At 57.3% G+C, this 25154-nt stretch carries 24 protein-coding genes; 14 read left to right on the forward strand and 10 right to left on the reverse strand.

Translation table 11 applies throughout. The features are described from left to right. Positions 1 to 5 precede the first annotated feature (5 nt). From ACI0FG_RS10730 to ACI0FG_RS10760, 7 genes are all read left to right on the forward strand, one after another. On the forward strand, positions 6 to 1022 hold the full coding sequence (locus ACI0FG_RS10730; RefSeq protein ID WP_419784993.1) for an alpha-hydroxy-acid oxidizing protein: 1017 nt from the start codon (positions 6 to 8) through the stop codon (positions 1020 to 1022). Between the two features lie 170 nt (positions 1023 to 1192). After that, positions 1193 to 1996 (forward strand): sulfite exporter TauE/SafE family protein, encoded by an 804-nt coding sequence (locus ACI0FG_RS10735; RefSeq protein WP_419784994.1) that lies wholly within the window; start codon positions 1193 to 1195, stop codon positions 1994 to 1996. A 57-nt stretch (positions 1997 to 2053) separates the two neighbouring features. Continuing rightward, positions 2054 to 2683, forward strand: coding sequence for a hypothetical protein (locus ACI0FG_RS10740; RefSeq protein WP_419784995.1), 630 nt, complete (start codon positions 2054 to 2056; stop codon positions 2681 to 2683). Between the two features lie 477 nt (positions 2684 to 3160). Next, positions 3161 to 6202, forward strand: a complete 3042-nt coding sequence (fdnG, locus tag ACI0FG_RS10745; protein ID WP_419784996.1) for a formate dehydrogenase-N subunit alpha — start codon at positions 3161 to 3163, stop codon at positions 6200 to 6202. A gap of 11 nt (positions 6203 to 6213) precedes the next feature. Next, positions 6214 to 6948, forward strand: coding sequence for a 4Fe-4S dicluster domain-containing protein (locus tag ACI0FG_RS10750; protein WP_419784997.1), 735 nt, complete (start codon positions 6214 to 6216; stop codon positions 6946 to 6948). A gap of 80 nt (positions 6949 to 7028) precedes the next feature. Further along, entirely contained in the window at positions 7029 to 7943 is a 915-nt protein-coding gene (locus ACI0FG_RS10755; protein WP_419784998.1) for a formate dehydrogenase accessory protein FdhE, read from the forward strand. A 14-nt stretch (positions 7944 to 7957) separates the two neighbouring features. Next, entirely contained in the window at positions 7958 to 8737 is a 780-nt protein-coding gene (locus tag ACI0FG_RS10760) for a formate dehydrogenase accessory sulfurtransferase FdhD (RefSeq protein WP_419784999.1), read from the forward strand. 219 nt (positions 8738 to 8956) lie between these two features. On the opposite strand, the gene ACI0FG_RS10765 is transcribed toward ACI0FG_RS10760, so the two are convergent. Together ACI0FG_RS10765 and ACI0FG_RS10770 are read right to left on the reverse strand one after the other, a co-directional pair. After that, positions 8957 to 11014, reverse strand: a complete 2058-nt coding sequence (locus ACI0FG_RS10765) for a ribonucleoside triphosphate reductase (protein WP_419785000.1) — start codon at positions 11012 to 11014, stop codon at positions 8957 to 8959. Continuing rightward, a complete protein-coding gene (locus tag ACI0FG_RS10770) occupies positions 10962 to 11645 on the reverse strand; it encodes an anaerobic ribonucleoside-triphosphate reductase activating protein (protein ID WP_419785001.1) in 684 nt (227 codons plus the stop codon). Before ACI0FG_RS10770 ends, ACI0FG_RS10765 begins: the two co-directional genes overlap by 53 nt. A gap of 762 nt (positions 11646 to 12407) precedes the next feature. Between ACI0FG_RS10770 and ACI0FG_RS10775 the strand changes: the two genes are divergently transcribed. The 3 genes from ACI0FG_RS10775 to ACI0FG_RS10785 all read left to right on the forward strand — a co-directional run bounded on the left by ACI0FG_RS10775 (position 12408) and on the right by ACI0FG_RS10785 (position 14450). Next, positions 12408 to 13592, forward strand: a complete 1185-nt coding sequence (locus ACI0FG_RS10775) for a metallophosphoesterase (RefSeq protein WP_419785002.1) — start codon at positions 12408 to 12410, stop codon at positions 13590 to 13592. Positions 13593 to 13678: 86 nt separating this feature from the next. Beyond that, a complete protein-coding gene (locus tag ACI0FG_RS10780) occupies positions 13679 to 14233 on the forward strand; it encodes a HyaD/HybD family hydrogenase maturation endopeptidase (protein ID WP_419785003.1) in 555 nt (184 codons plus the stop codon). Next, entirely contained in the window at positions 14202 to 14450 is a 249-nt protein-coding gene (locus ACI0FG_RS10785; protein WP_419785004.1) for a HypC/HybG/HupF family hydrogenase formation chaperone, read from the forward strand. The genes ACI0FG_RS10780 and ACI0FG_RS10785 overlap by 32 nt, the downstream gene beginning before the upstream one ends. Before the next feature lie 77 nt (positions 14451 to 14527). On the opposite strand, the gene ACI0FG_RS10790 is transcribed toward ACI0FG_RS10785, so the two are convergent. Then, entirely contained in the window at positions 14528 to 14965 is a 438-nt protein-coding gene (locus tag ACI0FG_RS10790; RefSeq protein WP_419785005.1) for a hypothetical protein, read from the reverse strand. Positions 14966 to 15370: 405 nt separating this feature from the next. Here ACI0FG_RS10790 and ACI0FG_RS10795 point away from each other — a divergent pair, with 405 nt between their 5' ends. Further along, complete coding sequence (locus ACI0FG_RS10795) at positions 15371 to 16108, forward strand: hypothetical protein (RefSeq protein WP_419785006.1); 738 nt, start codon at positions 15371 to 15373, stop codon at positions 16106 to 16108. 261 nt (positions 16109 to 16369) lie between these two features. Here ACI0FG_RS10795 and ACI0FG_RS10800 read toward each other — a convergent pair whose 3' ends face one another. Together ACI0FG_RS10800 and ACI0FG_RS10805 are read right to left on the reverse strand one after the other, a co-directional pair. After that, complete coding sequence (locus ACI0FG_RS10800; RefSeq protein WP_419785007.1) at positions 16370 to 18085, reverse strand: nickel-dependent hydrogenase large subunit; 1716 nt, start codon at positions 18083 to 18085, stop codon at positions 16370 to 16372. Between the two features lie 55 nt (positions 18086 to 18140). Further along, the gene (locus ACI0FG_RS10805) at positions 18141 to 19127 is read right to left on the reverse strand and encodes a hydrogenase small subunit (RefSeq protein WP_419785008.1); all 987 of its coding nucleotides are present in this window, start codon (positions 19125 to 19127) and stop codon (positions 18141 to 18143) included. A 429-nt stretch (positions 19128 to 19556) separates the two neighbouring features. Here ACI0FG_RS10805 and ACI0FG_RS10810 point away from each other — a divergent pair, with 429 nt between their 5' ends. From ACI0FG_RS10810 to ACI0FG_RS10820, 3 genes are all read left to right on the forward strand, one after another. After that, on the forward strand, positions 19557 to 20300 hold the full coding sequence (locus ACI0FG_RS10810; RefSeq protein ID WP_419785009.1) for a YkgJ family cysteine cluster protein: 744 nt from the start codon (positions 19557 to 19559) through the stop codon (positions 20298 to 20300). A gap of 22 nt (positions 20301 to 20322) precedes the next feature. After that, complete coding sequence (locus ACI0FG_RS10815; protein WP_419785010.1) at positions 20323 to 20622, forward strand: MTH1187 family thiamine-binding protein; 300 nt, start codon at positions 20323 to 20325, stop codon at positions 20620 to 20622. A gap of 79 nt (positions 20623 to 20701) precedes the next feature. Further along, the gene (locus ACI0FG_RS10820; protein ID WP_419785011.1) at positions 20702 to 21355 is read left to right on the forward strand and encodes a cyclic nucleotide-binding domain-containing protein; all 654 of its coding nucleotides are present in this window, start codon (positions 20702 to 20704) and stop codon (positions 21353 to 21355) included. 78 nt (positions 21356 to 21433) lie between these two features. Here the strand turns inward: ACI0FG_RS10820 and jag are convergent, their stop codons facing one another. From jag to rpmH, 5 genes are read right to left on the reverse strand one after another with little or no spacing between them, the layout of a single operon-like run. Beyond that, positions 21434 to 22543, reverse strand: coding sequence for an RNA-binding cell elongation regulator Jag/EloR (gene jag / locus ACI0FG_RS10825; RefSeq protein WP_419785012.1), 1110 nt, complete (start codon positions 22541 to 22543; stop codon positions 21434 to 21436). Positions 22544 to 22591: 48 nt separating this feature from the next. Next, positions 22592 to 24256 carry a membrane protein insertase YidC gene (gene yidC, locus ACI0FG_RS10830; RefSeq protein ID WP_419785013.1) on the reverse strand — a complete coding sequence of 555 codons (1665 nt, stop codon included), beginning with the start codon at positions 24254 to 24256 and terminating at the stop codon, positions 22592 to 22594. After that, positions 24229 to 24507 carry a membrane protein insertion efficiency factor YidD gene (yidD, locus tag ACI0FG_RS10835; protein WP_419785014.1) on the reverse strand — a complete coding sequence of 93 codons (279 nt, stop codon included), beginning with the start codon at positions 24505 to 24507 and terminating at the stop codon, positions 24229 to 24231. The genes yidC and yidD overlap by 28 nt, the downstream gene beginning before the upstream one ends. Next, positions 24504 to 24887 carry a ribonuclease P protein component gene (rnpA, locus tag ACI0FG_RS10840; RefSeq protein WP_419788383.1) on the reverse strand — a complete coding sequence of 128 codons (384 nt, stop codon included), beginning with the start codon at positions 24885 to 24887 and terminating at the stop codon, positions 24504 to 24506. The genes yidD and rnpA overlap by 4 nt, the downstream gene beginning before the upstream one ends. Then, positions 24875 to 25009 carry a 50S ribosomal protein L34 gene (rpmH, locus tag ACI0FG_RS10845; protein ID WP_419785015.1) on the reverse strand — a complete coding sequence of 45 codons (135 nt, stop codon included), beginning with the start codon at positions 25007 to 25009 and terminating at the stop codon, positions 24875 to 24877. Before rpmH ends, rnpA begins: the two co-directional genes overlap by 13 nt. Positions 25010 to 25154: the final 145 nt, after the last annotated feature.

Consider the following 25154-nt stretch of genomic DNA (forward strand, 5'->3'; position numbering starts at 1 on the left):
ACACAATGAAGGAAATTCGAGAAAACGCCAAAAAGCTTATGCAGGGATTCTGCCGCGTCTGCAAAGTGTGCGACGGCAAGGCTTGCGCGGGTGAGGTGCCCGGCATGGGCGGACTGGGCACGGCGGCCGGATTCAAGAACAACATCACAGCCCTGGAAGCCGTGAAGCTGAACATGCGCCTGCTGCACGACAAGTCCGAACCCGACACCACCACAACCGTACTCGGCTACGATCTGGACATGCCGGTCATGGCCGCTCCCATCGGTGGCGTATCTTTCAACATGGGTGGCAAGATCAGCGAGGACGACTACGCCGATGCAGTGGTCGGCGGCTGCATGGACAGCGGCGTCATCGGCTGTACCGGTGACGGCGTGCCTCCGTTCATCCACGAGTCAGGCTTCAAGGCCATCAGCGACTGCAAGGGACACGGCATTCCGTTCATCAAGCCGTGGGAAGGTCCCGAGCTCGACGAGAAGCTCGAAAAAGCCAAGGCTACAGGCTGCACCTGTTTCGGCATGGATGTGGACGCTGCGGGCCTCATTACCCTCAAGCAGATGGGCCGACCGGTATCGCCCAAGCCCGTGGACGAACTCAAGACCATCATCGCCAAGATCCATTCCTGGGGTGCAAAATTTATCATCAAGGGCGTCATGACCCCGGATGAAGCCCGACTGGCCGTGGAAGCCGGTGCCGACGGCATCGTGGTCTCCAACCACGGCGGCCGCGTGCTCGACCATACTCCCGGTTCCGCCGAGGTCCTGCCCGGCATTGCGAATGAGGTCAAAGGCACAATCGCCATTCTGGCCGACGGCGGTGTCCGCACCGGCACAGACGTGCTCAAGCTCCTTGCCCTGGGCGCGGACGCCGTGCTCATCGGCCGTCCCATCTCCGTGGCTGCCGTGGGCGGATTGCGCGAAGGCGTCTCCACCTACCTGGCAACCATCAAGGGCCAGCTCAAGGGGGCCATGGTTCTGACGGGCTGCGGCTCCATTGCGGACATAACCGGCCGCGTCATCTTCTAGACAGACCGTTCGAAAGCGGCGTGATGCGGACAAGCGACAAGGTTCATGGCTAAGGGGGACAGTTCAAACCACCATGACTGGAACATTTGCCGTCTGAAACCTGATCGCCGCTTTCAAAACACACTGAAAACTGCAACGGCCCGATCCCGCGCGACGGGCAGGAAGACATCATGATCACCACCTATATCCTCTATATGTGCCTCGGTGCCTTCGCCGGAGTGCTGGCCGGACTTCTCGGCATCGGCGGCGGCCTGGTCATCGTACCCATGCTCAACATAGCCTTCGAACTCCAGCACTTCCCGGATGTCCACATCCAGCACGTTGCGCTCGGGACCTCGATGGCCACCATCATCTTTACGTCCATCTCTTCCATGCGGGCCCATCACAAACGGGGAGCCATCAACTACCAGGCCTTCTGGAAGCTGACCCCCGGCATCATCATCGGCACCTATCTCGGAGCCTGGCTGGCCTCCATCCTGTCCACCATGGTGCTCAAGATTTTCTTCGGACTTTTCCTTTATTATGTGGCCACCAAGATGCTCACCGGCAAGAAGACCGAGGCTGCCCGCGATCTGCCCGCCACGCCCGGCATGGTCGGCGCGGGTACCGGCATCGGCATCTTCTCCGCCCTGGTCGGCATCGGCGGCGGCACACTGACCGTGCCTTTCCTCTCCTGGTGCAACTTAACCATGCACACGGCCATCGGCACCGCTGCGGCCGTGGGGCTGCCCATCGCCCTGGCCGGTACCGCCGGATACCTCATCAACGGCCTCGGCGTGACAGGTATCCCCGGACCGCACATCGGCTACATTTATCTTCCCGCCTTCCTGGGCATCATCGTGATGAGCGTGATCACAGCTCCCTACGGAGCCAAGCTCGCCCATTCACTGCCCGTGGCCAAGCTCAAGCGCATCTTCGCCATCCTGCTTTATCTGGTGGCCACCCGGATGCTCTGGAGTGCTTTCGGAGCGTAAACCATTGCCGTACGGTCGGGCTGTCCCCTTCAACGGGAAGGAGGTGGCCCGGCCGTATTGTCTTACAGCCCGTGGCGTGATATCGCCGCCCTCATGAGCTACATCAAGGAATTCCAGGCGGCTCTCAGCCGCACCCGACAATGGGACATCGGCGATATTTCCCAACCCGAAGCCCCCTTCCCCATCGATATATCCATCCTCAACGCGCTGGAGGAAACAGGCCACATCCCCTTTCCCCTGCGCGCCGCCCAGGTACTTTCCGTCAACTTCGGCATGTACCACGTGCTCTCCAAGAAATTTCATATTCCGAACGGTATCATCACCATGGGCAACGTTTCCGTCGATGGCCGCAACCTCATGCCCGCCACCATCGACGACTTCAGAAACATGCTCAAGCGGCGGAACGGTGAGGACACCCTCGGCAGCTACCATATCTGGACCACACTGCCCGGCGGCGTCATACTCGACCACGTCATTCTCTCCACCCTGCACGGCGAAGGCCTCATCAAGGTGGACCAAGCCATTCCCGCAGAGCGATATCTTTATGCCCCGGGCGATGCCCTGCCCCATCACCTGACATACCATCCCATGGTGGCTGGTCTTGAATTCTTCGTGGCCTCCGGCACCATTGATCCCGAAGCCATGGAATATCTGATGGGCACCCGCTTCCCCAAGCAATACGACTAGGCGAAATCCGGCCCCGGCCATCCTCCGGATAAGATTTCTTCCCCCGGCTCCGGCCGAACATTTTTGAAGGGCATTCGGTTCGATGATTTCAGCCGTTTGCCCTTCCTCCTTCTTCCCCTCATTTTTGCACCGGCATCCAACCGCCAATAGCTGCCTGAAAACAAACGATACCGCTCTTCTCGACCGTTCGAGGCCGTGTTACCTTTCCACGTTTTTTGCACATCGTCGATTTCCAATTATTTTATCAGGTTAAAAATAATACATTGGAAATATAAATGCTTTCTATTTAGATGATTTATAGCAGATCGATTCCTCTTCTTACTTCTGTTTTGACACCAAAAACAGCCCAGAACTCCACGGTTGCTAAAATTAACAAGATGAAATCATTGGCTTTTATGGTAAAAGATAAATGCTCAACATTTTTCCATACCATGCCCGTGCGCTGAGCGGCACGGCAAAACACAAGGAGGCATCCTCATGCCAATGGATCGCCGAAACTTTCTCAAACTCGCGGGGACGGGAGCCGCTTGCCTGACCCTGGGGCAACTGGGGATCAGCCTGACGCCCGTGCGCGCCTACGCCGCCGACCTGAAGATTTCCGGCGCAAAGGAAATACTGACCGTCTGTCCTTTCTGTTCCGTTAGCTGTAATGTCATCGGCTACGTAAAGAACGGCAAGCTGGTCAGCTCCGAGGGCGACCCGGACTACCCGGTGAACGAAGGTGCCCTGTGCGCAAAGGGCGCAGCCATGCTCTCCATGACCACCAGCCACCACCGGCTGCAAAAACCCATGTACCGCGCTCCCTACAGCGACAAGTGGGAAGAGAAGAGCTGGGACTGGATCATCGAACGCATTGCCCAGCGAGTGAAGGAAACCCGCGACAAGGACTTTATCCTCAAGAACGCCAAGGGACAGAACGTCAACCGTATCGAGTCCATGTTCCTGCTGGGTACCTCCCACGCCTCCAACGAGGAATGTGCCCTGACCCACCAGTTCGCCCGCGCCCTCGGCGTGGTCTACATGGACCACCAGGCCCGCGTCTGCCACAGCTCCACCGTGGCCGCACTGGGTGAGTCCTTCGGACGCGGCGCCATGACCAATCACTGGACCGACATCGCCAATGCCGACTCCATCCTGATCATGGGCAGCAACGCGGCCGAGCACCATCCCATTTCCTTCAAATTCGTGCTGCGTGCCAAGGACAAGGGCGCAACCGTCATGCACGTGGACCCGAAGTTCTCCCGGACCTCGGCCCGTTCCGACTTCCATGTGCCCCTCCGCTCCGGTACGGATATCGCCTTCCTGGGCGGCATGATCAAATACATCATTGAGAACAACCGGTTCTTCAATGACTATGTGGTGGAATACACCAACGCCTCCCTGTTGGTGGATCCCAAGTTTGATTTCAAGGACGGTCTGTTCACCGGGTACGATCCCAAGAGCCGCACCTACGACAAGACCACCTGGAACTACCAGATGGACGAGAACGGCGTGCCCAAGCAGGACAAGAGCCTGAAGGACCCGCGCTGCGTATTCCAGCTGCTCAAGAAGCACTACTCCCGCTACACTCTGGAGAACGTGTCCACCACCACCGGTGTGGACTCGAAGATCCTGGAAAAGGTCTACAAGACCTTCTCCGCCACGGGCCGCCCGGACAAGGCCGGTACCGTCATGTACGCCCTGGGCTGGACCCAGCACACCGTGGGCGTGCAGAACATCCGCACCTCCGGCATCATCCAGCTGCTGCTGGGCAACATCGGCATCGCGGGCGGCGGCATCAACGCCCTGCGCGGCGAGCCCAATGTCCAGGGGTCCACGGACCATGCCATGCTCTACCACATTCTGCCCGGCTACATGGCCATGCCCGCAGCCCCCTGGCAGAGCATTGACGAATACAACAAGGCCAATACCCCGATCAGCCATGATCCGGAATCGGCCAACTGGTGGCAGCACAAGCCCGCTTATCTGGCGAGCCTGCTCAAGTCTTGGTTCGGCGACAATGCCACCGCCAAGAACCAGTTCTGCTACCCCCTGCTGCCCAAGATCGAAAAGGGTGGAGACTACTCCTACCTCTTCCTCTTCGACCGCATGTACAAGGGCGAAATCCGGGGCGGCTTCTTCATGGGCCTCAACCCCATGAACTCCGTGCCCAACACGCACAAGATCCGCAAGGCCATGGACAACCTGGACTGGTGTGTCTGCGCCGAGCTGCACAGCTCCGAGACCACCGAGAACTGGCACCGTCCCGGCGCAGATCCCAAGAAGATCAAGACCGAGATGTTCCTGCTGCCTTCCGCGCACCGCATGGAAAAGAGCGGTTCCGTCACCAACTCCGGCCGCTGGGTACTCTGGCATCACCTGTGCGTGCCGCCGCAGTTCCAGACCCGTCCCTTCGGCGAGATGTACATCCCGATCATGAATACCCTGCGTGAGAAGTACAAGAAGGAAGGCGGCGCCTTCCCCGAGCCCATACTCAAGCTCGACTGGCCCGAAAAGTTTGATCCCGAGGATCTGTGCCAGCGCATCAACGGCCGCTTCCACAAGGATTCCGTGGTCAACGGAAAGCAGTACAAGCGCGGCCAGCAGGTGCCCTCCTTCGTCCACCTCAAGGACGACGGCTCCACCTCCAGCCTGAACTGGCTCTACTGTGGCAGCTGGACCGAGGAAGACGGCAACAAGTCCCTGCGCCGCTCTGCCAAGCAGACCCCGATGCAGGCCAAGATCGCCCTGTACCCGAACTGGTCCTGGTCATGGCCCGTCAACCGCCGCATCCTCTACAACCGTGCCTCCGTGGACCTCAACGGCAAGCCTTTCAACAAGGAAAAGGCCGTTATCGAGTGGAAGGACGGCAAGTGGATCGGTGACGTGCCCGATGGCGGATGGCCGCCGCTGGCAACCGGAAAGGGCAAGCTCCCGTTCATCATGCAGACCCACGGCCTGGGCCACCTCTTTGGCCCCGGCCGGGCGGACGGTCCGTTCCCCGAGCACTATGAACCGGCCGAGACTCCGGTGAACAAGAACCTGTTCTCCAAGCAGCTCTCCAGCCCGGTGTACAAGTTCACCACCAGCGCGCCGGATATTCTGGCCAAGCCTGCGGACCCGAACTACCCCATCGTCCTGACGACCTATAGCCTGACCGAGCACTGGTGCGGCGGCGGCGAGACCCGCAACGTCCCCAACCTGCTCGAAGCCGAACCGCAGCTCTATGTGGAAATGAGCCCGGAACTGGCCAAGGAAAAGGGCGTCAAGAACGGCGACGGCGTCATCATCGAGTCCATTCGCGGCAAGGTGCAGGCCATCGCCATGGTCACCGTCCGTATGCGTCCGCTCAAGGTGCACGGCCGGATCATCCATGAGATCGGTATGCCCTACTGCTTCGGCTGGACCACCCCCGGTTGCGGTGACTCCACCAACCGCCTCACCCCGTCGGTGGGTGACCCCAACACCACCATCCCGGAATACAAGGCGTGCTGCGTGAACCTCCGCAAGGCGGACAAAATCACTGAAATAGCACGATAGAGGAGACTGTCATGACAAAAACATTCCTCATAGATACCTCCCGCTGCACCGCTTGCCGCGGCTGCCAGCTGGCCTGCAAGGAGTGGCACGAGTTGCCCGCCAACAAGACCAAGCAGACGGGGAGCCACCAGAATCCGCCGGACCTTAACCCCAACAACTACAAGGTTGTCCGGTTCCACGACTACATCGACGACACCGGCGTGGTCCGCTGGAACTTCTTCCCGGACCAGTGCCGCCACTGCGATATCGCCCCCTGCAAGGAAACAGGCGATATGTACATCGAGGAGGCAATCACTCAGGACGCACGGACCGGCGCCATCCTGTACACGGAAAAGACCGCCAAGTTCACCAAGGAACAGTTTGAGGAAATCCGCGAGGCGTGCCCCTACAACGTCCCGCGCCGCAATGAGAAGACTGGTCTGATGGCCAAGTGTACCATGTGCAACGACCGTGTGCTCAACGGCATGCCGCCCGCCTGCGTACGGGCCTGCCCCACCGGGGCCATGCAGTTCGGCGACCGCGATGCCATGCTCAAGCTCGCCGAAGAGCGCCTGGCCACGGTCAAGAAGGACTGGCCCAAGGCGTTCCTGGCCGATCCCGATTCGGTCAACGTCATCTACCTGCTCATAGACAAGCCGGAAACCTACCATGAGTTCGCGGTGGCCTCGGCCGCCCCGGTTTCGCCCCTGACGAAGAAGCAACTCTTCGCCAAACTGGGCAGACCGCTCAAGGCAATGAAGGCATAACGCAACCTCTCCTGCCCAAAGGCCGGAGCGTCCATATCGGACAGCTCCGGCCCACGGGCCGGGACAATCCGGAGCACGCCATGCACACCGAAAGCACGCGGAAACATCTCGATTCGACCCTCGCCGCCATGGAAGACCGGCTGGATGCCTACGGCGAACTGGCCCGGATATTCGGGCCACTCATGCAAGAACAGGCCGCCCTGACCGAAACGTTTGCAACCGACAGCTCTCCGCTGCCGCAGGTGGATGCTAGCCGCCTGGCCGACGGAGTGCCCGTGCTCACGGATGCGGACTGTACGGCCTGGGCCGCCCCCCTGGCCGCATCGGCCAAACGCCAGCTCCCGCTGCTCCGCAAAATTCTTCACCTGGATGATAAAACCGGCAACGCCGTGCAGACGTATCTGAATGATCCGGTACATCTTTCAGCCCTTGCCCAGGCGCGGATCAAAGGCGACTGGAAACACTTTGAGAACACCTCCACGCAATTCGACGACCTGCCAAGCCGCAATCTGCTGTATATTTCAGAGAATGTTTTCGCCCCCGCCTTTCGTGCTATGGTCGGCCGCCTGGGCAAACCTCTTTCCGAAGCGGAGTGGGAACACGGCCGCTGTCCCGCCTGTGGCTCCGCACCCACCATCGCCTACCTCTCCGCCAAGGAGCCGACTGATCTCGACCTGGTGGGCGGCGGCGGCAAAAAACACCTTCACTGCTCCCTGTGCGGGCACGATTGGCGGGTAAAACGCAACGTTTGCCCGTCCTGCGGCAACGACAAGGACGAAACCCGGGAGATATTCACCGTGGACGGCCGTCCCCAGGAGCGTATCGAGGCGTGCCATTCCTGCAAGTCGTACATCCTGTGTATCGACCTGCGCGAGTGTCTCGACGTCCCGGACCTGGACGCCGTGCAGATGGGCCTCATCCATTTGGACATCCACGCAAAGTCCAAGGGATTCTCGCCCATGGCCCACACTCTGTGGAACACGCTCGATTCCTAAGTTCCGGAGCTTCCATGCCGCCACTCACTTCGCTGAATCGACTTTGCCCGGAAATCGTGGAGCAGGCCTCGTCCTCCCGGATGCAGGACCAGCCGAACGCGTTCGGTCCCGTTGAACGGTATGTTGCCGGTTCGGTAAGCCACGGAGAGGACATGATCGCCGTCGAGGAACCCCTGTTCATCCAGATGGAGGGCCAGGGGGAATCCGTGGTACCGCGCACGCCGGGTGACGACCGCAATCTGATCGCCGGCCATCTCTTCTCACTAGGGGTAATCCACTCTGCGGCCGACATCTTGGCCATGGAAGTAAATGAGGACGAAAGCCAGGCATTCGTAAGGCTTGCCTCGGCTAGAACACCCCCCCGGCGCGAGACCTTCCCCAAGCGTCTGAGATTGCACCCGGATCAATTATTCCGACTGCGGGCAGGCTTCGAGGAGCGCCAGAGGCTCTATCGCTCCACCGGGGCCACACACGCCGCCGCCTTGTTCCGGGCGGACGGAACGTTGCTGGCCTATGGCGAAGACGTCAGCCGCCACTGCGCCTTTGACAAGGCCGTGGGCAGGGTCCTGTACGACGAGACACTGGCTGCGGCGGACATTGCCATGCTCACGTCCCGACTGGCGCGCGAGCTGGCCGTCAAGGCCGTCCGGGCGGGAGTACGTGCCCTGTGTGGTTTTTCTGCGGCAACCAGTTCGGGCATGGAGTATGCCCGGCAGCACGGACTGACCCTGATCGGACGTGTCAGGAACGACAGCTTCAACGTGTATGCCAACGGTTGGCGAATGGAATATTAACGGAAAGGATGAGTCTTGCCTCGGCTTCCGTTGCTGAATTGAACCCCAAAGCCTGACATTGCGGGGGCCTCCACCCCGCAGCAGGCGCGCCGGAGTCCCCCCTCCTCTCCCTCGGCTCCAAAGCCTGTGGGAATGCGCGGAGCCCTTGCCGACAAGGCGGCAAGGGCTCCACATTCACTATCCTCATCTCCGCTTCCTCTTGCGGAGGGAAGACCTACATTAGCTGCACAGGCAGTCGCTGAAGACCACGCGGTCCGCGTATTCCGCCTGTTTTCCCTTGTTCCAACGGGAAACGGGCCGATAGTACCCGACAATGCGGGTATAGACCTCGGCCTCCTCGCCGCAGGTGGGACAATCAAAGTGCTCACCCAGAATATAGCCGTGCTCCTTGCAGATGGAGAACGTGGGCGTGACCGAGACATAGGGAATCTTGGTCTTGCTGAACGCTTTGATGATGAAGTTTTTGAGAGACTGGGGATCGGTCACTGCCTCGCCCAGGAAGGTGTGGAACACCGTGCCGCCGGTGTAGAGCGGTTGCAACTGGTTCTGGTGCTCCAAGGCGTAAAATACGTCCTGTGAGATGCCGACCGGGAGCTGCGTGGAGTTGGTGTAGTACGGCGTGCCGTTGCCCTGGGTCTGAATATCCGCGTACAGGGACTTGTCGATCTTGGCCAGCCGATAGCTGGTGCCTTCGGCGGGCGTGGCTTCGAGATTGTACAGGTTGCCGGTCTCCTCCTGGAATCGGGAGGTCAGGCGACGCAGGTGGTTGAGCACACGGCGCATGAGGCGGATACCGCCCTCGGTCTCAATGCCCTTGCCTATCAGATTGAGGCAGGCCTCATGCCCGCCCAGCAGACCGATGGTGGAAAAGTGCCCCTTGTAGCCATTCTTCAGGTAGCGGCGGGACCAGGGGAACATTCCGGACTCAAGATTGTTGTTGATGATCTTGCGCTTATACTCCAGCGAATCCTTGGCCATGGTGGCATATTCCTCAATGAGTTCAAGGAAGTCGTCCTCGGACTGGGAGAGGTAGGCCAGCTTGGGCAGGTTGAGCGTGACCACGCCGATGGAGCCGGTCAGGTCGCCCGCGCCGAAGAGGCCGCCGGTCTTGTTGCGCAGTTCGCGCAGGTCCATCTGGAGACGGCAGCACATGGAACGCACGTCCTCGGGCTTGAGGTCCGAGCTGATGAAATTCTGGAAATAGGGAACGCCGTACTTGGAGGTGAGCTTCATGAGCAGCTCGCCTATCTCCGATTCCCAGGGGAAATCCTCGGTGACGTTGTAGGTCGGGATGGGGAAGGAGAAAATACGGTCGCTATGATCGCCCTCCAGCATGACCTCGATGTAGGCCTTGTTGATCATGGCCATTTCCTCGGCAAAGTCACCGTAGGTCAGATCGTCATCATACTTGCCGCCGATGATGATCGGCTCGGAGGCGATATGCTTGGGGGCCACGAGGTCGAAGGAAAGGTTGGTGAACGGCGACTGTCCGCCCCAGCGCGAAGTGGTGTTCAGGTTGAACACGAACTTCTGCATGCTCTGGCGGACCTGCTCGTAGTTCAGGCCGTCGTGCCGAATGAACGGGGCAAGGTAGGTATCCACATTGTTGAACGCCTGGGCACCGGCCCACTCGTTCTGGAGCGTGCCGAGGAAGTTGTTCATCTGGCCCAGAGCGGTGTCGAAATGCTTTGCCGGACCGGCGGAGGCGCGGCCGTCGAGATTGAAGCCTTCCAGCAACAGATCGCGCAAAGACCAGCCCGCGCAGTATCCTGCCAGACCGAAGGAAAGATCATGGATATGGAAATAGCCGTGCTCGTGGGCCAGGCGAATCTCCTCGGGATATTTTTCTAGTGCATACCGCGCCTGGACCGTGCCGGAGAGGTGCAGCATGAGCCCCTGGAAGGAATGGGTCATGTTGGCGTTTTCGTTCACGCGCCAGTCGGCCTGATCCAGGTAGGAGTCGATGACGTCCTTGATATCGAGGTAGGCCGCTTTCTGGCAACGAAGCTGACGGCGTTTCTCACGATAGAGAATGTACTTTTTGGCGATGTCGAACTGGCGCGACTCCATGAGCACCTGCTCGACCATATTCTGGACGTGCTCCTGCTCGGGAATTTCCATGCCTTCGAGCTTGGCCTCGACCTTTCTGGCGAGACGTTTGCCCAGCAGGGGATCCTTGATGCCGCTGGCGGCAAGCGCTTTGAAAATGGCCTCGGCGATGCGGTCAGTAGACCACGTCTCCAACCGGCCGTCTCTCTTCATGATCTGGCTGGGCATGCTCCGTCATCCTCCTTGGGGGTACGTATTTCTGAATGGTGAGTTTATGGTCGGGCGGCAAATACCCCCGCGCTATATCCAGGTCCGCCTCGGTAAGGGCCGGGACCTGGGTTGTGCGAAAATAAAATGCCCCGGGATGACTCTCGGCCAGGGCGAAGATACGTTTCATATTACTCTCGGCCGCCAAAGCGGAGACGGCATTGCCGGTAAGGGCGGGGTATTTGTCATACGGCCCCTTCACATCCACGGCAAAGACATCGACCAGACCGCACAGCAACAGTTCTTCCACCACATCGGGACGCATACCGTTGGTATCGAGCTTGACGGGCAGGCCGGTCTTGCGCACCTCGTGGATCAATTCCCCAAGCTCCGGCACGATTGTCGCCTCGCCGCCGGAAATGGTCACACCATCCAGCCAGCCGCTACGGTCGCGCAAAAAGGTCTTCACCTTTGCTGGATCAAGCGGCGGCAGGGACTGCATGTCCCAGGCAAGCTGAAAATTGTGGCAGGTCGGGCAGCGGAGGTTACAACTGCCCAAGAAAAGGATGCAGGTGTGACGCCCGGGCCAATCGCAAAAGCTCAAGCGCTCAATTCCGCGCACATAATTCCATACCCCAGTGGGCTCACTCATCCTCATCACCTCGAATATTTCTAGAAAAAACAGGAGACGTTGCACCAGCAAACATCCCCGTAAAAAAGGCTTGCCCCACTCCCCCCGAAGCAGAGGCCGCCGGGCCCCGGGGCAAGTCCAGCCAGAATGGCGGAACGGTTCCCGGAACGTGTCTTCAGTGATAGCCCAAGGCCGTTTTTTTGTACAGGGGGTCAAACTTTTTTTTCGACACCGCAGGCAGATACAGGCTGTTTTCAGCGTTTATTTGCAATTAACACGTCTTTTAAAAAGTTTTTAACAGATGCTTGCTGTTCACGAACCGAATATATTTAACTTTTTTCTAGAGCTAGTTTAGAAAAAAAATATTTCGATTTGAGGGGGATCGGTTTTCGACAGAAGCCCCTATTGCGGGCTTTGGAAGCGCGGGAGTATGTCCGGGAAATCGGCTTACCACAGACCTTTTCACTTAGGAACACTCGAGGGCAAGGATTCCACAGAAAAAACGAACAGCGATCCGTGATTTTCTCCCGATTCCGCGCAACTTCCCGGCCTATGGGGCATAGCGCTTGTCAACCCGCCTCATGGGCAGAATCCGATGCCGCAGTCCCTGCGCACGCTCGGCGGAATGACCAATCACAAAATGTAACAAAAAAATGCTCGTCCAACTGAGAATAAAAATCCGACTACTGAAATTTCCGGGCATTGGGCCCCGCCCTTTCTGCACACATTTGACAATCATGATAGAATAACTATGGAAATAGAACCGAACAGGGAGCAATCCGCATGTCCTTCAGGATAATTGTTTTTTCCATAGCCACCCTGCTGACGCTTTATCTGGGCTGGCGGCTCATCAACCCGGCTCCGCTGAGCCGGGGGCGCAAGGTTGCGGCATGGCTTCTGGTCGCCTTTGCACTCTACGTCCATCCCGTTTTGCGGTTTGTGAACCAGTCCGGCCTCAAGGGCGATGCCATGACGATCATCAACTGGGCGGGTTACTCCGCCTTCGGTCTGGCCACTTTGCTGGTGGCATTGATGATCGTCAGGGACCTGCCCATCCTTGCTCGTCGCACCGGGAGCGCCTTGGCCCGCATAACCGGCCGTCGCAAGCGTAACTATTTCACCCGGCCGGACAAGGGCCGACGTCAATTCCTGCTCAACGCCACCAATGCCACTCTGCTGGCCGCGACCGTCCCGCTGACCGGGTATGCCGCCTATGAGGCCAACAGAACACCCAGTGTGCTTGGCAACGACATTCCGATCCACGACCTGCCCGCCGGTTTGGACGGTTTTGCCATTGCCCAGATTTCCGATACGCACATCGGCGTCACCCTTGGCAAGGAGTGGGCACGCAAGGTAGTGGACGAAGTAAACGCTCTTGGCCCGGACATGATCGTCCATACCGGCGACATGGTCGACGGTACGGTGGCGGGCCTGCGCAATGCCGTATCTCCCTTTGCCGATCTTTCGGCCCGCCACGGCGTATGGTTCTGTACCGGCAATCATGAGTATTATTCCGGCGTGTTCCCCTGGCTCCGCCATATCCGGGAACTCGGCATGACACCCCTGATCAATGAGAACCGCCTGGTGGATACCGGCAACGGCAAAATTCTTTTGGCTGGCGTGACCGATTACGGTGCGGCGCGGATGTATCCCCCGCATGTGTCTTCCCCCTCTGCGGCAATGGAGGGAGCGCAGGCCCATGATGTCTCCATTCTCCTGGCGCACCGTCCCCGCTCGGTCTTCGAGGCGGCCAAGGCGGGTTTCGATATTCAGCTTTCCGGGCATACTCACGGCGGACAGTACTTCCCGTACACGCTCGCCATCCACCTTTTCCAGCCCTATGTTCGCGGCCCGTACACCCATGAGGCGACACATCTCTATGTCAACCAGGGTACCGGCTACTGGGGCCCGCCCATGCGCCTGGGTACCGTGCCGGAAATTACCCTGCACACCCTGCGCTGTGCCTGATTCCATTAATTATAACATGTGGCATCGTTTCGGGAAAAATCGGATTTCACCTTGCGAAAACTCGCCTCGTTGACTAAGAAAATTCTATGTCTGAAACGGAAAAAAATATTCTGATCCTCGGCGTCGGCAACGTCCTCTTCATGGATGAGGGATTCGGCGTCCGAGTGGCCGAGGAATTGGAGCAGCGATACGAATTCACTCCCAACGTGACCGTGCTCGACGGCGGCACGCTGGGTTTTCGCCTCATGGGTCCGATCATGGAGTCGGACTATCTGATTATCGTGGATATCGTCCTCAACGAGGGCGAACCCGGTGACGTATTCCGCCTGCTAGGCAAGGATCTCAAAAAGGCGTGCGCCTTTACAAATTCCATGCACCAAACCGATCTGCTTGATACCCTCGCCCGGTGCAGCCTCATCGGCACCGTGCCGGACGACGTGATCCTCTACGGCATCGAGCCGGTGAACTACAAGGATATGTCCGCCGAGCTTTCGCCGGAACTGGCGGCCAAGCTGCCCGCCGTCATGGACCTGGTGCTCAAGGAAGTGGAACAAGCCGGAGGCGATTACGCCCCTCGCTCGACAGCCAACCCAGCCACGGAGAAAATCTATGTGCCTCGCGATACCAGCCGAAATCATTGAGATCAGTGACGGCGTCGCCACCTGCAAGGTGGGCGAAGGGGAAACCACGGTCCAGGCGTCCATCATGCTTCTGGACGAAGACATCGCCCTTGGCGACTATATCATCATCCACGCGGGCTTTGCCCTGCGCAAGCTCGACCCCAAGGAAGCGCAGGAGACGCTCAAGATTCTGCGCGACATGGTGGAAGTCCTGGATTACGAGCCGGAGATGCTGTAGACGGCTCTTCTCGCTTCAAGCGGCACAAGGCCCGGAACGGTTCACCGTTCCGGGCCTTGTGCCGTTTAGAGTCTGCGCTACGCTCGCCCTTTTTTCCCGGGCAAAAAGGAAGCCCGCAGAAAAACGGGACTGAGAAAAACCAACGGATTTCGCGCCACACGGTCCGGAAGGATATGGTACCAGCGATACCCCAGCGATGCGAAGTAGGCCCTGGCCCGGTTCCCATGCCCGGTTTCACTGGCGGCCAGAAGCGCGGCATCCCGCTGGCACCGGGAGGTGGCCAACGGCTCAAGGATGCGGTTGCTATACCCGAAGCGAAGCAGCATGGCCCGAATACGCCGGTATTCCCGATACCTTGCAGACGCATCGGCCAGAGCGAACAGGGCGACAACCAACCACCCAACTCCCCAGCAACCCAGGGCAACGGCCTGCGCAGTTTGCCCCCCTTCCGCCCAGCGCACCGCGCCAGCGCCCTTGAATCCCACCGCCAGTACCAATGCGACCGAGCCCGTCATATACGGCCACGGCGCGGCACGCAGTGAGCGCATCAAACGGAGGGGAAAAAAGATGAATGACAACAACAGCAAATGTGCGTGGAGATGCTTCATAATATACGCAGGAACATGAAAGTTCAAAACGAGAAAACGAGGCTTGCCAAGTTGTTCGGTTTAACTTGAGAATTCACAGTCAACTAAGTTTTCGAATAAACAATACAGTTCTTTTTCTTTAACTAACTTGAAATTTGAGAAAATATTAATGTGTGTAAATTTAATCTGATACGGCTTTAATCATCATTCCGAGGCCTTTATTTTGACAACCTACCACACATCATTTATAATTTACTGCATAACGCAAGTCGTTTTTCAGATAATAATCTCGTTCAACTAGGCAAATATTAGCCACTCCGACGGTGAGACACGATGAAAAAAAATATTGAAACGGATATTATTACACTTCTCGTTGTTTTGGTGATCATTTTTGTCTTAATAACATTCATAGATCCAAGTGAAAACCACCTATACTCATCAGGATTTTTCGCAATTTTAATCGCTTTATTACCATTCTATATTGACAAAAAATATTATACTCAAAGTGACAGTGAACAAAAAAAATATCAACCAAGCAAGACTGTAAAAAAAACAGATAAACACGTTCTGATTTTTCCAGAGTTACAATTCATCATACTGATTACAGTCATACTAATACTAAACAATATTTTTTTCTTAACATTTCAATATAGTGTTGATCAGTTAAAACTTTCAGAAAGAATGTATACATTGTTACTTGTTTCCTTTAGTGGGACCATGTTTTTTTTGTCGATTCTTCCTTTATCAGCACTAGGTTCTATATTGATTGGCATGCGAAATACAGGAATACGATGGAGACACTGTATTGTATCAATCTCATTTACTTTTGGAAGTATTGCCATACTAACAGCGAGTCATTGGATCACTATAGATGCATTCCCTTTGACTAATATTTTAAAAGCATTATTTATAGAGAATGTTAACCCAATGCTGGCACTCCATGGGGAAATGCTTTTGGCTGTTCTAACCATTTCTGTCGACCTTCTCCTTATTCTAATAATGTCAATTTGGCTCCTAATCTGGGCAAAACTCGGGAACTGGCGTTTCAAACGCATGATATCAAGACTGTAATTCACGGATACAAATCTATTCAAAATTACTCCCTCTGCAGAATTCCAGCTGTTCACCTCAAGGACACGAATACAACTGTCAGTAAATAGGATGTGGTACAACTTTTGACGGACTTCCCAGCCGTACCGAGGCTTGGGAGAGTGGGCGGCTTGCGATAAATGTGCAGACGCCCCGCTATCGCAAGCCGCCCGTCGCAGCGCTGATCATAAAAAAAGAGGCCCGGAATTCCGGGCCTCTTCATTTTCAAACGGATTGCTGCGCTTACAGGACGCGGAACTTTTTGACGTTACCGGTCTTGTTGTCGATGACGTGCACGCCGCAGGCGATGCAGGGGTCATAGGAGTGGACAGTACGCAGGATCTCGACCGGACGCTCCGGATCGGCGATCGGGGTGTTGTCGAGCAGGGCTTCCTCGGTCGGTCCGGGGATGTCCTTGTCACAGCGGGGGCCGAGGTTCCAGGTGGAAGGCACCACGAGCTGGAAGTTCTCGATCTTGCTGTCCTTGATGTTGATCCAGTGGCTCAGGCCGCCGCGAGGAGCGTTGACGAAGCCGACGCCTTGTGCTTCGGCGGGCATGTCCCAATCCTTACAGATGTCGAGCTTGCCCTTGGCAACGTTTTCCTTGAGGTCGTTGACCCACTCTTCGGTCTTCAGGCAGGTGACCAGGCATTCAATGCCACGGGCACCGGTACGGCCGAGGGTGGAGAACAGGGCCTCGGGGCCGACGCCCAGAGCCTTGAGTACGAAGTCGACGTAGGTCTTGAAGTCCGCGTTCTGGGTGTAGTTCACCAGGCAGGTGGCCAGGGGACCGACCTCAGTGGCACGACCTTCATAACGGGGAGCCTTCATCCAGGAATACTTGGTCTTGTCGTCAAGGCTGGTGTACTTCGGATCGGTAACGCCCTCGTAGGGGTGCTTCGGAGTGTCGTCCTTGTACCAGGAGTGCTTGACATGCTCCTCGATCTTGGTGGGATCGAAGGCCATGACATCCGTGAACTTGCGGTCGAAGATGACGCCGGGTTTGACGTAGCGGGAGTTGAGGTCCGGCTCGCCGCCCTGCGCCGGGTATTCGCCGAAGGACATGAAGTTGGTGGTTCCGCCGATATTGGCCCAATCCTTGTAGTAACCGGCAACGGCGATGAGGTCCGGGATGTAGCAGTCAAGGATGAAGTCCTTGATGTCGGAGTACAGAGCCAGGAAGTCATTGATGTACTTGTCGGTGAGGCCTTCGTAGCAGGACACGCCGCCCATGACGGTGAACTGGGTGTGCGGGTTCTTGGCGCCGAAGACAGCCATGGCCCGAGCGGCCTTGACCTGGAGGTGCAGGGCGTTCAGGTAGTGGTTGGTTGCCAGCAGGTCGACCTCGGGGGGCAGCACGTAGGCCGGGTGGCCGCCGAGGAAGTAGGCGTTGGTGAAGATGCCGAGACGGCCGGATTCCACGATGCCCTTGACGGTGTCCTTGGTCTTCTGCAGATCGGCCTCGGAGGAGACGATCTTCGGATTCGGACGGACGGTCTTGGCAACCGCGGCAGCGATTTCGGCGGTTTTTTTGACGTCGGCCTGGAGACAGGCGGAGACATCAACAAAGTCCAGGGCGTGCAGGTGATAGAAATGCACGATGTGATCATGCATGAACTGCGCGGCCAGGACCAGGTTACGAATGATGGTGGCGTTGTGCGGCAGTTCCTTGTCCACGCCGACAGCGTTGTCTACAGCGCGGACGGAGGCCAAGGCGTGCACGTAGGTGCAGACACCGCAGGAACGCTGGGTAAAGTGCTGAGCATCCCGGGGATCACGTCCCTTCAGGATGATTTCCAGGCCGCGGAACAGCTGGGAGCTGGAGCGGACATCGATGATCTTGCCGTCTTCCACGACGGCCTCGATGCGAAGGTGGCCCTCGATTCTGGTGACCGGGTCGACAATAACGTCGTGTTTACCCTTCGCCATGGCGGGACCGGATTTTGCGCAACCGGACATATTATATCCTCCTTAGGAATGAATTCGGTTTGTGTCTGCCTTCCAAAACCGCTGACTAGAAATCGGTCAGATCGGTGTAGAAGTACGTTTCACCATCCCAGTCGGCACCGTCCCAGAAATTGGGCTGCGAGCAGCCAATGCAGGGGTGGCCGGCCTGGACGGGCCAGTTGTACTGGTTGAACTTCACGGTCGGGCAGTTGTTGTAGGTCTCAGGACCGCGGCAACCGAGTTTACGCAGACACCAGCCCTTGCGAGCTTCTTCGGAACCGAAGGAAGGAGCGAACTGGTCGTTGTTGAAGAACTCCTGACGAGGACAGTTGTCGTGGACGGACTCTCCGTAGAAGAGGACCGGACGGCCGTAATCGTCAAGCTCGGGCACACCCTTGCTCAGGAAATACACGATGGAGGAAACCAGGGAGTACGGGTTCGGCGGGCAGCCGGGAATATTGATGATGGCCTTGCCCGGGAACAGTTCGTCGAGTCCCTTGGCCTGGGTCGGGTTCGGGGCGGCTTTCTGCACACCACCGTAAGCGGCGCAAGTACCGTAGGTGATGGTGGCGGCGGCTCCGTTGACGACCTTCATGGTGTTTTCCAGCATGGTGTGGCCGCCGACCTTGCCGTGGGCGCCCGGCTCGTTGTTGTCACCGGCCGGAGCGGTGGGAACGCCACCCTCGATGACCGCGACATAATTCCCCTTCTCCACCGTATCCCACAGCGCCTTCTCGGCGGCGTGACCGGCGGCAGCCATGATGGTCTCATGGTAGTTCAGGGAAATATAATCCAGGATAAGAGCGTCGATGTAAGGCTCGACAGTCCTCAGAATGGACTCGGAACAACCGGTACATTCAGCGTTGTGCAGCCAGACTACGTCGGGCCTGTTGTCTGCAGTGAGGGCTTCGGCAACTTTCGGAGCGAAAGCCGGGCCCATGCCCATCACTGCGGCCACGGTTCCGCAGAACTTCATGAAATCACGACGGGTGACGCCGCGTTTTTCCAGCCGCTCCACGGCTCCGTCCCTGCCATGACCTACGGAAAATTTCATAGAACACCTCCGTAATAAAAATGAGTCGTTATGATAAAGAGAATATCGTTATTCTCACTCATAACCGCCGGGCACAAAACCCGAACTCGGACCTAACCGTTATCAGGTGCCACATTATTTTTTTATGTGGCACCAATGGCATCCTTTTTTCCGAGTTCGTGCTATAACCCCCCGGAAAAACTAATTAACGTATTCGTAACCCGCTTTACAGACAAAATCAATAGCCAACTTCAAAAAATGTTTCACACCTTCGGCACACTAGATGCATTTCTGCTGTTTGGGAAAAAGATTCCACAGCCCCAATTATAGCCCAGCGCAATAATTTGTACGGAAAACTATACCAAGATTCGGATTATGAGCGAGACTTCCACCAGCACCTTTGTCATAGACTTTCCGGAAGGAGAACCACTCCGTCTGGATATTGCCGCAATGGAAACGGCCAACTCGCCGCTCGACATCCTACCCCACGTTTTTCGCATAGCCGACGCCATCCACCAAAAATCGGATAACGATCTTGCACGCATGGACAAGTCGGTGACCTGTGGCCCAGGCTGTTCGGTATGCTGCAACCAGCTAGTGCCGGTAAGCAGATGGGAAGCGCTCCATCTTGCCAGCCTGGTAGGTTCACTTCCGGCCAGCATCAAAAAACGAGTAATCCACCGTTTCAATACCGGTATGGAAAGGTTGAGCGAGTCTGGGTTACTCTCACAACTGACAGAGGGATTTGAACGCCACACCTGTGACAACCGCGCCATGGGCGGCCTGAAACGCGCCTATTGGGAATTGCGCATTCCCTGTCCGTTTCTGGAAGACAATTCATGTTCCATCCACCCTGCGCGCCCCCTGGCCTGCCGTCAGTTTTCCGTCACATCCGCCCCATCCCGTTGCGCAGCGATCTACACCAGGGAGCAAAACCACGAAGTGGTGTTACACGCGGCAGACACGGCCAGCGCCTTTGCCGCTTTTTCAGGCGAAGGCATCACCCAAACCCACGTGCTACCCCATATTTTCGCGCTTCGGGCTGCTCCTTCCTTCCGGACCTCCGCTACTCCCATGCCGGGCGAACAAATGTTAGGGCGCTTCCTGAATCTTCTGGCCGAATGTTTTGTTCGCCGGTCGCACACTCCGCAACCATTGCATTTGCCTCCGCTCCTTCCTATACCGGACAAATGACCCGAACAAAGGAGCGCGCAAAATGAGCGTCATCGTTGATCTCTCCATATTCCCCCTGGACAAGGGCGGCTCAGGGTTGGGCCGCTATGTGGCCCGCACCGAGGCCGTACTGGAAAAATCCGGCCTAGATTACAAGCTCGGCCCCATGGGCACGGCCATAGAGGGCGAATGGGACGAAGTCATGCAAGCTGTGAGCGAGTGCTACCATGCTCTGGAGCCGGACTGCGACCGCATCTACGTGACCATCAAGGCCGATAGCCGCAAGGGGCGCAGCAACGGCCTGACAGGCAAGCTGGCAAGCGTCGCAAGCCATGCAGGTTAATGCTATTTGCTTGAATCCTTCCCTTATTCAGGTAATACATATCGAGGCATAGAGGATTTCAACGCAACCAGGAGTTCCCGTGTCCATCGTCCAGCAGCAGATAAAGTTGAAGAAGGTGTCCCAAGGGAATTTCCTGATGCGCAATGTACTCAGGCACAACGTCGTCTTCAGCGAGGGAGCGAAGGGAGATTCGGCCTACATCCTCACGGATGGGAAAATTGAGATCTCCGGCACGGTGGACGGGCACAAGAAAGTCTTCGCGGTGCTCAAACCCATATCCATCTTCGGCGAGATGGCCCTCTTTCTGGACGACAACACGCGTACAGCCACGGCAATCGCCCTGGAGGACTCCAAGGTCATAGAAGTGACCAAGGACGATCTGGACGAATATATGAAAGCCTCGCCCAAGGTCATTGCCTCCATCATCACAGTTCTCGTCAGCCGACTGAAATCAACAACCAAGAAGGCGCTAAAGGTTCCAAGCATCGGTATGGGCGTTGTACGCATTCTCGACCTCTTTGCCTCCAACAATACCATGGTCCTCACCTACGACACTACGGTGAAGTCGCTGGCCGACACCTTCGTCACCACCACAGACCGCATTGAGCAATACATCCATGGCATGGCCCAGCAACAGCTGCTTGCGATAGGCAGAGATGAACATGACAGCCGAATCATACGAATCATGGAACGCAACCTGCTGCACGCAGTCATGAGCAACAAGCAAGAATAAACCAATCCACCTGCGATCAAAACGAAAAAGGGCCGGGGAGAAGTTCTCCCCGGCCCTTCATTTCATTCTGAAGGGAACTTAGTAGCGCTGGCGTCCACCGTTCTTGCGATTCTTGGGAACGATGAGCACGCGCTTCATGGGGCCTTCACCCTTGGAACGGGTAAAGACTTCCTCATTTTCCTGCAATGCGAGATGCACCACACGGCGATGGTAGGAGGACAAAGGCTTGGTCGACTGGGTGCGGCCCAGATCAGAGGCCTTTCCAGCCAGATGCAGCGCGATCTGACGCAGCTTGTCATCCTGGCGTTCGCGATAGTCGCCGGTGTCCACCTGGATGCGCACGGAAGCTTCCATCTTGCGGGAAACCAGGCGATTGACCAGGTATTGCAGGGAGGACAGCGTCTGCCCCTCCCGTCCGATGATCAGGCCGCTGTTCTCCTCGTCATCAATGAAAACCTTGACGCGGTCGGACTCGATGGTCACTTCCACGGTGGTCTCACCCACGATGGGGGTCAACAGCTTGGTCATGACTTCGCGAACGGCTTCCTCAAGAACGGCGGGATCAAATTCGGACATGTCCACAGCGGGACGCGGCTCGTCATTGTAGACCATCTCCGGCTCGGGGCGTGGCTTGCGTTCCGGACGCGGCTTGCGTTCGCGGCGGGGCTTTTCGACTCTGGGCTGCTTGACCTCGCGCGGCTTGCGCTCACGGGGTTTGCGTTCCCGTCCCCCCTTGCGTTCACGGGGCTGCGGCTCGGACATAACGATATTGCCGTTGATGTCGTTGGCCGGGTCGTACTCGGGTTCGACCACATTGCCGTTGATGTCATCATATTCCTCGGGCTCAATAGCATTGCCGGGAGCCGGGCCCTCCGGCTCCGCCTCGACGATGGGCGCGGGAGCAGCGGGCTTTTCAGCACTGGCGGCGGGCTTTTCGGCACTGGCGGCGGGCTTTTCCCGCTCAGCGCGTCCTTCGCTTTCACCATTGAAGATATCGGAAGTGTTCACCTGAGCGCGGGGCCGGGCCTTTACCTTGGCCTTCTTGACGCCCATAATTCCGAAGATGCCGGTGGAGCCTCCGCCAAGAATTTCAATCTCCAGGCGGTCGCGTTTCAGATTGAAGTAATCGCAGGCGCTCTCGATGGCTTCGTCCAGATCTTTTCCCTGGAATTCCTTGAAGTCACTCATGATCTTTTCCTTGTATCTGCCGGGTAGTCGGGGCCCCCGGAGGCGTGGTTAATCGTTGTGCGCAGCCGCCTTGACCTTGGCCTTACGCGCAATCATGAACTGCTGGCCGATGGACAAGAGGTTGTTGAGCAACCAGTAGACGACCAGACCGGCGGGGAACTGCAGGAACATGAAAGTGAAGATGAGCGGCATAGCCATCATAATCTTCCTCTGCGTCGGATCCCCTGCGGAGGGCGTCATTTTCTGCTGCAGGAACATGGTCGCACCCATGATAATGGGTGTAATGTAATACGGGTCCTTGGCGGACAAATCGGCCAGCCAGGGCAGATCGGTAAACGGCAGGTGGGCAATGAACGGCGCGTGACGCAGCTCGACAGCGCCCAACAACGCCTTGTACAGGCCAAAGAAAACCGGGATCTGCACCACCATGGGCAGACAACCGCCCATGGGATTGACCTTGTACGTCTTGTACAGGGCCATGGTTTCCTGATTGAGCCGCTGTTTATCGTCGCCATACTTCTCGCGAAGTTTCTGGACCATTGGCTGCAGTTTCTTCATCTGTTCCATGGAGCCGTAACTCTTCTGGGACAGCGGCCAGAATAGCAATTTAATGATAATGGTCAAGATGATGATCGCGATACCGTAGTTATGCACATAGCCGTAAAAGAAGTTCATGGCTATGAGCAGCGGCTTGGCCAGGAAGTCGAACCAGCCGAAGTTGACGGCCTTGTCGAGATCGTTGGGCATGGCCGCGAGCATCTTCCGGTTCGTGGGTCCGAGGAAGTAGGACGCTTTGAAGGACTTGGTCACATTGGGCATGAAGGTCGCATTGCGGGTCACGGCCATGCGGAAGATGTCGTCCTGGTAACCGGCGGAAAGAGTGGAATCATCACTGTCCGGCATGACGGCGAACAGGAAGTAGTTGGACTCGATGGTCCCCCACTCCAAGCCGTCGGCTGCGGAAAGGCCCTTTTTCTTGAGGTCGTCCCGGTCCGTGACCTCGCTGCGGCCGTCCTTGTTCAGGTAGGCCACCTTGGTCGGGTTGTAGCGGTTGCCCGCTGCGGACATGGACTTGGCGGCGGCGGTAAAGGCAAGGGAGCCCTCAACGCCGGTCGTGTTCAGGTTGGTCACCCCGGTGTTCTCCTCAATGAGGTAGGAATCGGGATGGAAAGTCAGCACACGCTCAATACGGAAGCCATGCACCTGACCGGTAAAGGTCAGGGTCTTGGTGCCGTCCTGCTCCGTCAGCGTGATATCGGAGCCATGGAACGCCCAGTCTCCGTACTTCCAGGTATGCACCTGGTCGTCCCCTCCGCGGGAGAGGAACAGTCCGAGGGGGCCCTTCACAAAGGCCTTCTCGCCGATCAGGTCCACATTCGGGGAATCCTGGGCAATGGTGTCCTTGTACTTCTTGAGAACAAATTTCTGCAGGATACCGCCCTGGGAATTGAAGACGGCGGTATAGAGAGGAGTGTCCACGGTAACCTGAACACCCTTGGTGGGCACGAAGTCGGGAACGGCGGCCGGTTCGGCCCCCTGGGTTGCGGTCTTCTGTTCTGTAAGAACAGCGGCCTGCTTTTCCGCCTGCGCTGCCTGAAGGGCCATTTCGGCCTTCTGCTCAGCCGAGGGCTGATTGAGGTACTGCCATCCGAAGACGACCAGGGCGCTCAGAGCCAGGGCAATGACTAAGCGGATTTTCTCCTTCTTGTCCATGAAATGATTCTCGCTTTGGATAGTGGGGATGGCCAAACGGCCGGGACGGGGTCATAGCCCCCGCGGCACAGAGGTTGGCAACGAAGGAGACGCCAAAGCGTTAAAAGGCCGCCCTTGATGGCGCCATGCGTTTGGATCGCTTCCATCGCATACTCGGAGCACGACGGAACGAACCTGCACGCCGGAGGCAACAGGGGGGAGATGAGTTTTTGGTACAACCAAATGAGCGCCAGCAGGACCTTGCGCATCATTTCCTCACTATAGAGGCCGCCGCTCCCGCCCCAAGGCGGCTTAAAAGCGGGGTGAACTCTTCTGTGGCGAGGGCGAGGGTAAGCTGCTTGGCCTCAAGGTTCCGCTTCGGAACGATGACGATATCCAGAGGCAAATCAACATGCAATTGATGCAGCCTGAAATACTCGCGCACCACCCGTTTAATGCGGTTGCGCGCCACTGCGTTGCCCACCTTGCGGCTCACGGTAAGGCCCAGACGAATCCCGTCCGGGCCGTGGTCCCTGCTTAGGGCGAAAAGGATGAAGCTTCGGGTGAAGTGCTTCCTGCCCTGCTCGTAACAGGCCGTGAACTCCGGGCTTTTCAGCAGCCGGCGCTCCTTGCTCCAACCTAGACAGCTAATCTTTTGCGTCCCTTTGCGCGACGGCTGCGAAGCACGGCACGACCGTTCTTGGTGCGGGAGCGCACCAGAAAGCCATGGGTTCTTTTACGACGGCACTTGCTGGGCTGATACGTACGTTTCATATCGGTATATCTCCTGAGAGTAGAATTTCGGTAATGGTTACGTAGAACGGAAGCATATAACCGGAGGATGCGCGGTCGTCAAGACCAAAATCACTCCGGTTCACGGATGGTTTGCCTGTTTTCTCCCGCTTTCACGCCGGGGGGA

Source organism: Pseudodesulfovibrio sp. 7M6, assembly GCF_050058625.1.
GTDB lineage: Bacteria > Desulfobacterota > Desulfovibrionia > Desulfovibrionales > Desulfovibrionaceae > Pseudodesulfovibrio > Pseudodesulfovibrio salinus.

Coding starts and splice junctions, on each gene's coding strand:
- ACI0FG_RS10730 (WP_419784993.1), top strand. CDS start 6: ATGAAGGAAATTCGAGAAAACGCCAAAAAGCTTATGCAGGGATTCTGC.
- ACI0FG_RS10735 (WP_419784994.1), top strand. CDS start 1,193: ATGATCACCACCTATATCCTCTATATGTGCCTCGGTGCCTTCGCCGGA.
- fdnG (WP_419784996.1), top strand. CDS start 3,161: ATGCCAATGGATCGCCGAAACTTTCTCAAACTCGCGGGGACGGGAGCC.
- ACI0FG_RS10750 (WP_419784997.1), top strand. CDS start 6,214: ATGACAAAAACATTCCTCATAGATACCTCCCGCTGCACCGCTTGCCGC.
- ACI0FG_RS10755 (WP_419784998.1), top strand. CDS start 7,029: ATGCACACCGAAAGCACGCGGAAACATCTCGATTCGACCCTCGCCGCC.
- ACI0FG_RS10760 (WP_419784999.1), top strand. CDS start 7,958: ATGCCGCCACTCACTTCGCTGAATCGACTTTGCCCGGAAATCGTGGAG.
- ACI0FG_RS10765 (WP_419785000.1), bottom strand. CDS start 11,014: ATGCCCAGCCAGATCATGAAGAGAGACGGCCGGTTGGAGACGTGGTCT.
- ACI0FG_RS10770 (WP_419785001.1), bottom strand. CDS start 11,645: ATGAGTGAGCCCACTGGGGTATGGAATTATGTGCGCGGAATTGAGCGC.
- ACI0FG_RS10775 (WP_419785002.1), top strand. CDS start 12,408: ATGTCCTTCAGGATAATTGTTTTTTCCATAGCCACCCTGCTGACGCTT.
- ACI0FG_RS10780 (WP_419785003.1), top strand. CDS start 13,679: ATGTCTGAAACGGAAAAAAATATTCTGATCCTCGGCGTCGGCAACGTC.
- ACI0FG_RS10785 (WP_419785004.1), top strand. CDS start 14,202: ATGTGCCTCGCGATACCAGCCGAAATCATTGAGATCAGTGACGGCGTC.
- ACI0FG_RS10790 (WP_419785005.1), bottom strand. CDS start 14,965: ATGACGGGCTCGGTCGCATTGGTACTGGCGGTGGGATTCAAGGGCGCT.
- ACI0FG_RS10795 (WP_419785006.1), top strand. CDS start 15,371: ATGAAAAAAAATATTGAAACGGATATTATTACACTTCTCGTTGTTTTG.
- ACI0FG_RS10800 (WP_419785007.1), bottom strand. CDS start 18,085: ATGTCCGGTTGCGCAAAATCCGGTCCCGCCATGGCGAAGGGTAAACAC.
- ACI0FG_RS10805 (WP_419785008.1), bottom strand. CDS start 19,127: ATGAAATTTTCCGTAGGTCATGGCAGGGACGGAGCCGTGGAGCGGCTG.
- ACI0FG_RS10810 (WP_419785009.1), top strand. CDS start 19,557: ATGGAAACGGCCAACTCGCCGCTCGACATCCTACCCCACGTTTTTCGC.
- ACI0FG_RS10815 (WP_419785010.1), top strand. CDS start 20,323: ATGAGCGTCATCGTTGATCTCTCCATATTCCCCCTGGACAAGGGCGGC.
- jag (WP_419785012.1), bottom strand. CDS start 22,543: ATGAGTGACTTCAAGGAATTCCAGGGAAAAGATCTGGACGAAGCCATC.
- yidC (WP_419785013.1), bottom strand. CDS start 24,256: ATGGACAAGAAGGAGAAAATCCGCTTAGTCATTGCCCTGGCTCTGAGC.
- yidD (WP_419785014.1), bottom strand. CDS start 24,507: ATGATGCGCAAGGTCCTGCTGGCGCTCATTTGGTTGTACCAAAAACTC.
- rpmH (WP_419785015.1), bottom strand. CDS start 25,009: ATGAAACGTACGTATCAGCCCAGCAAGTGCCGTCGTAAAAGAACCCAT.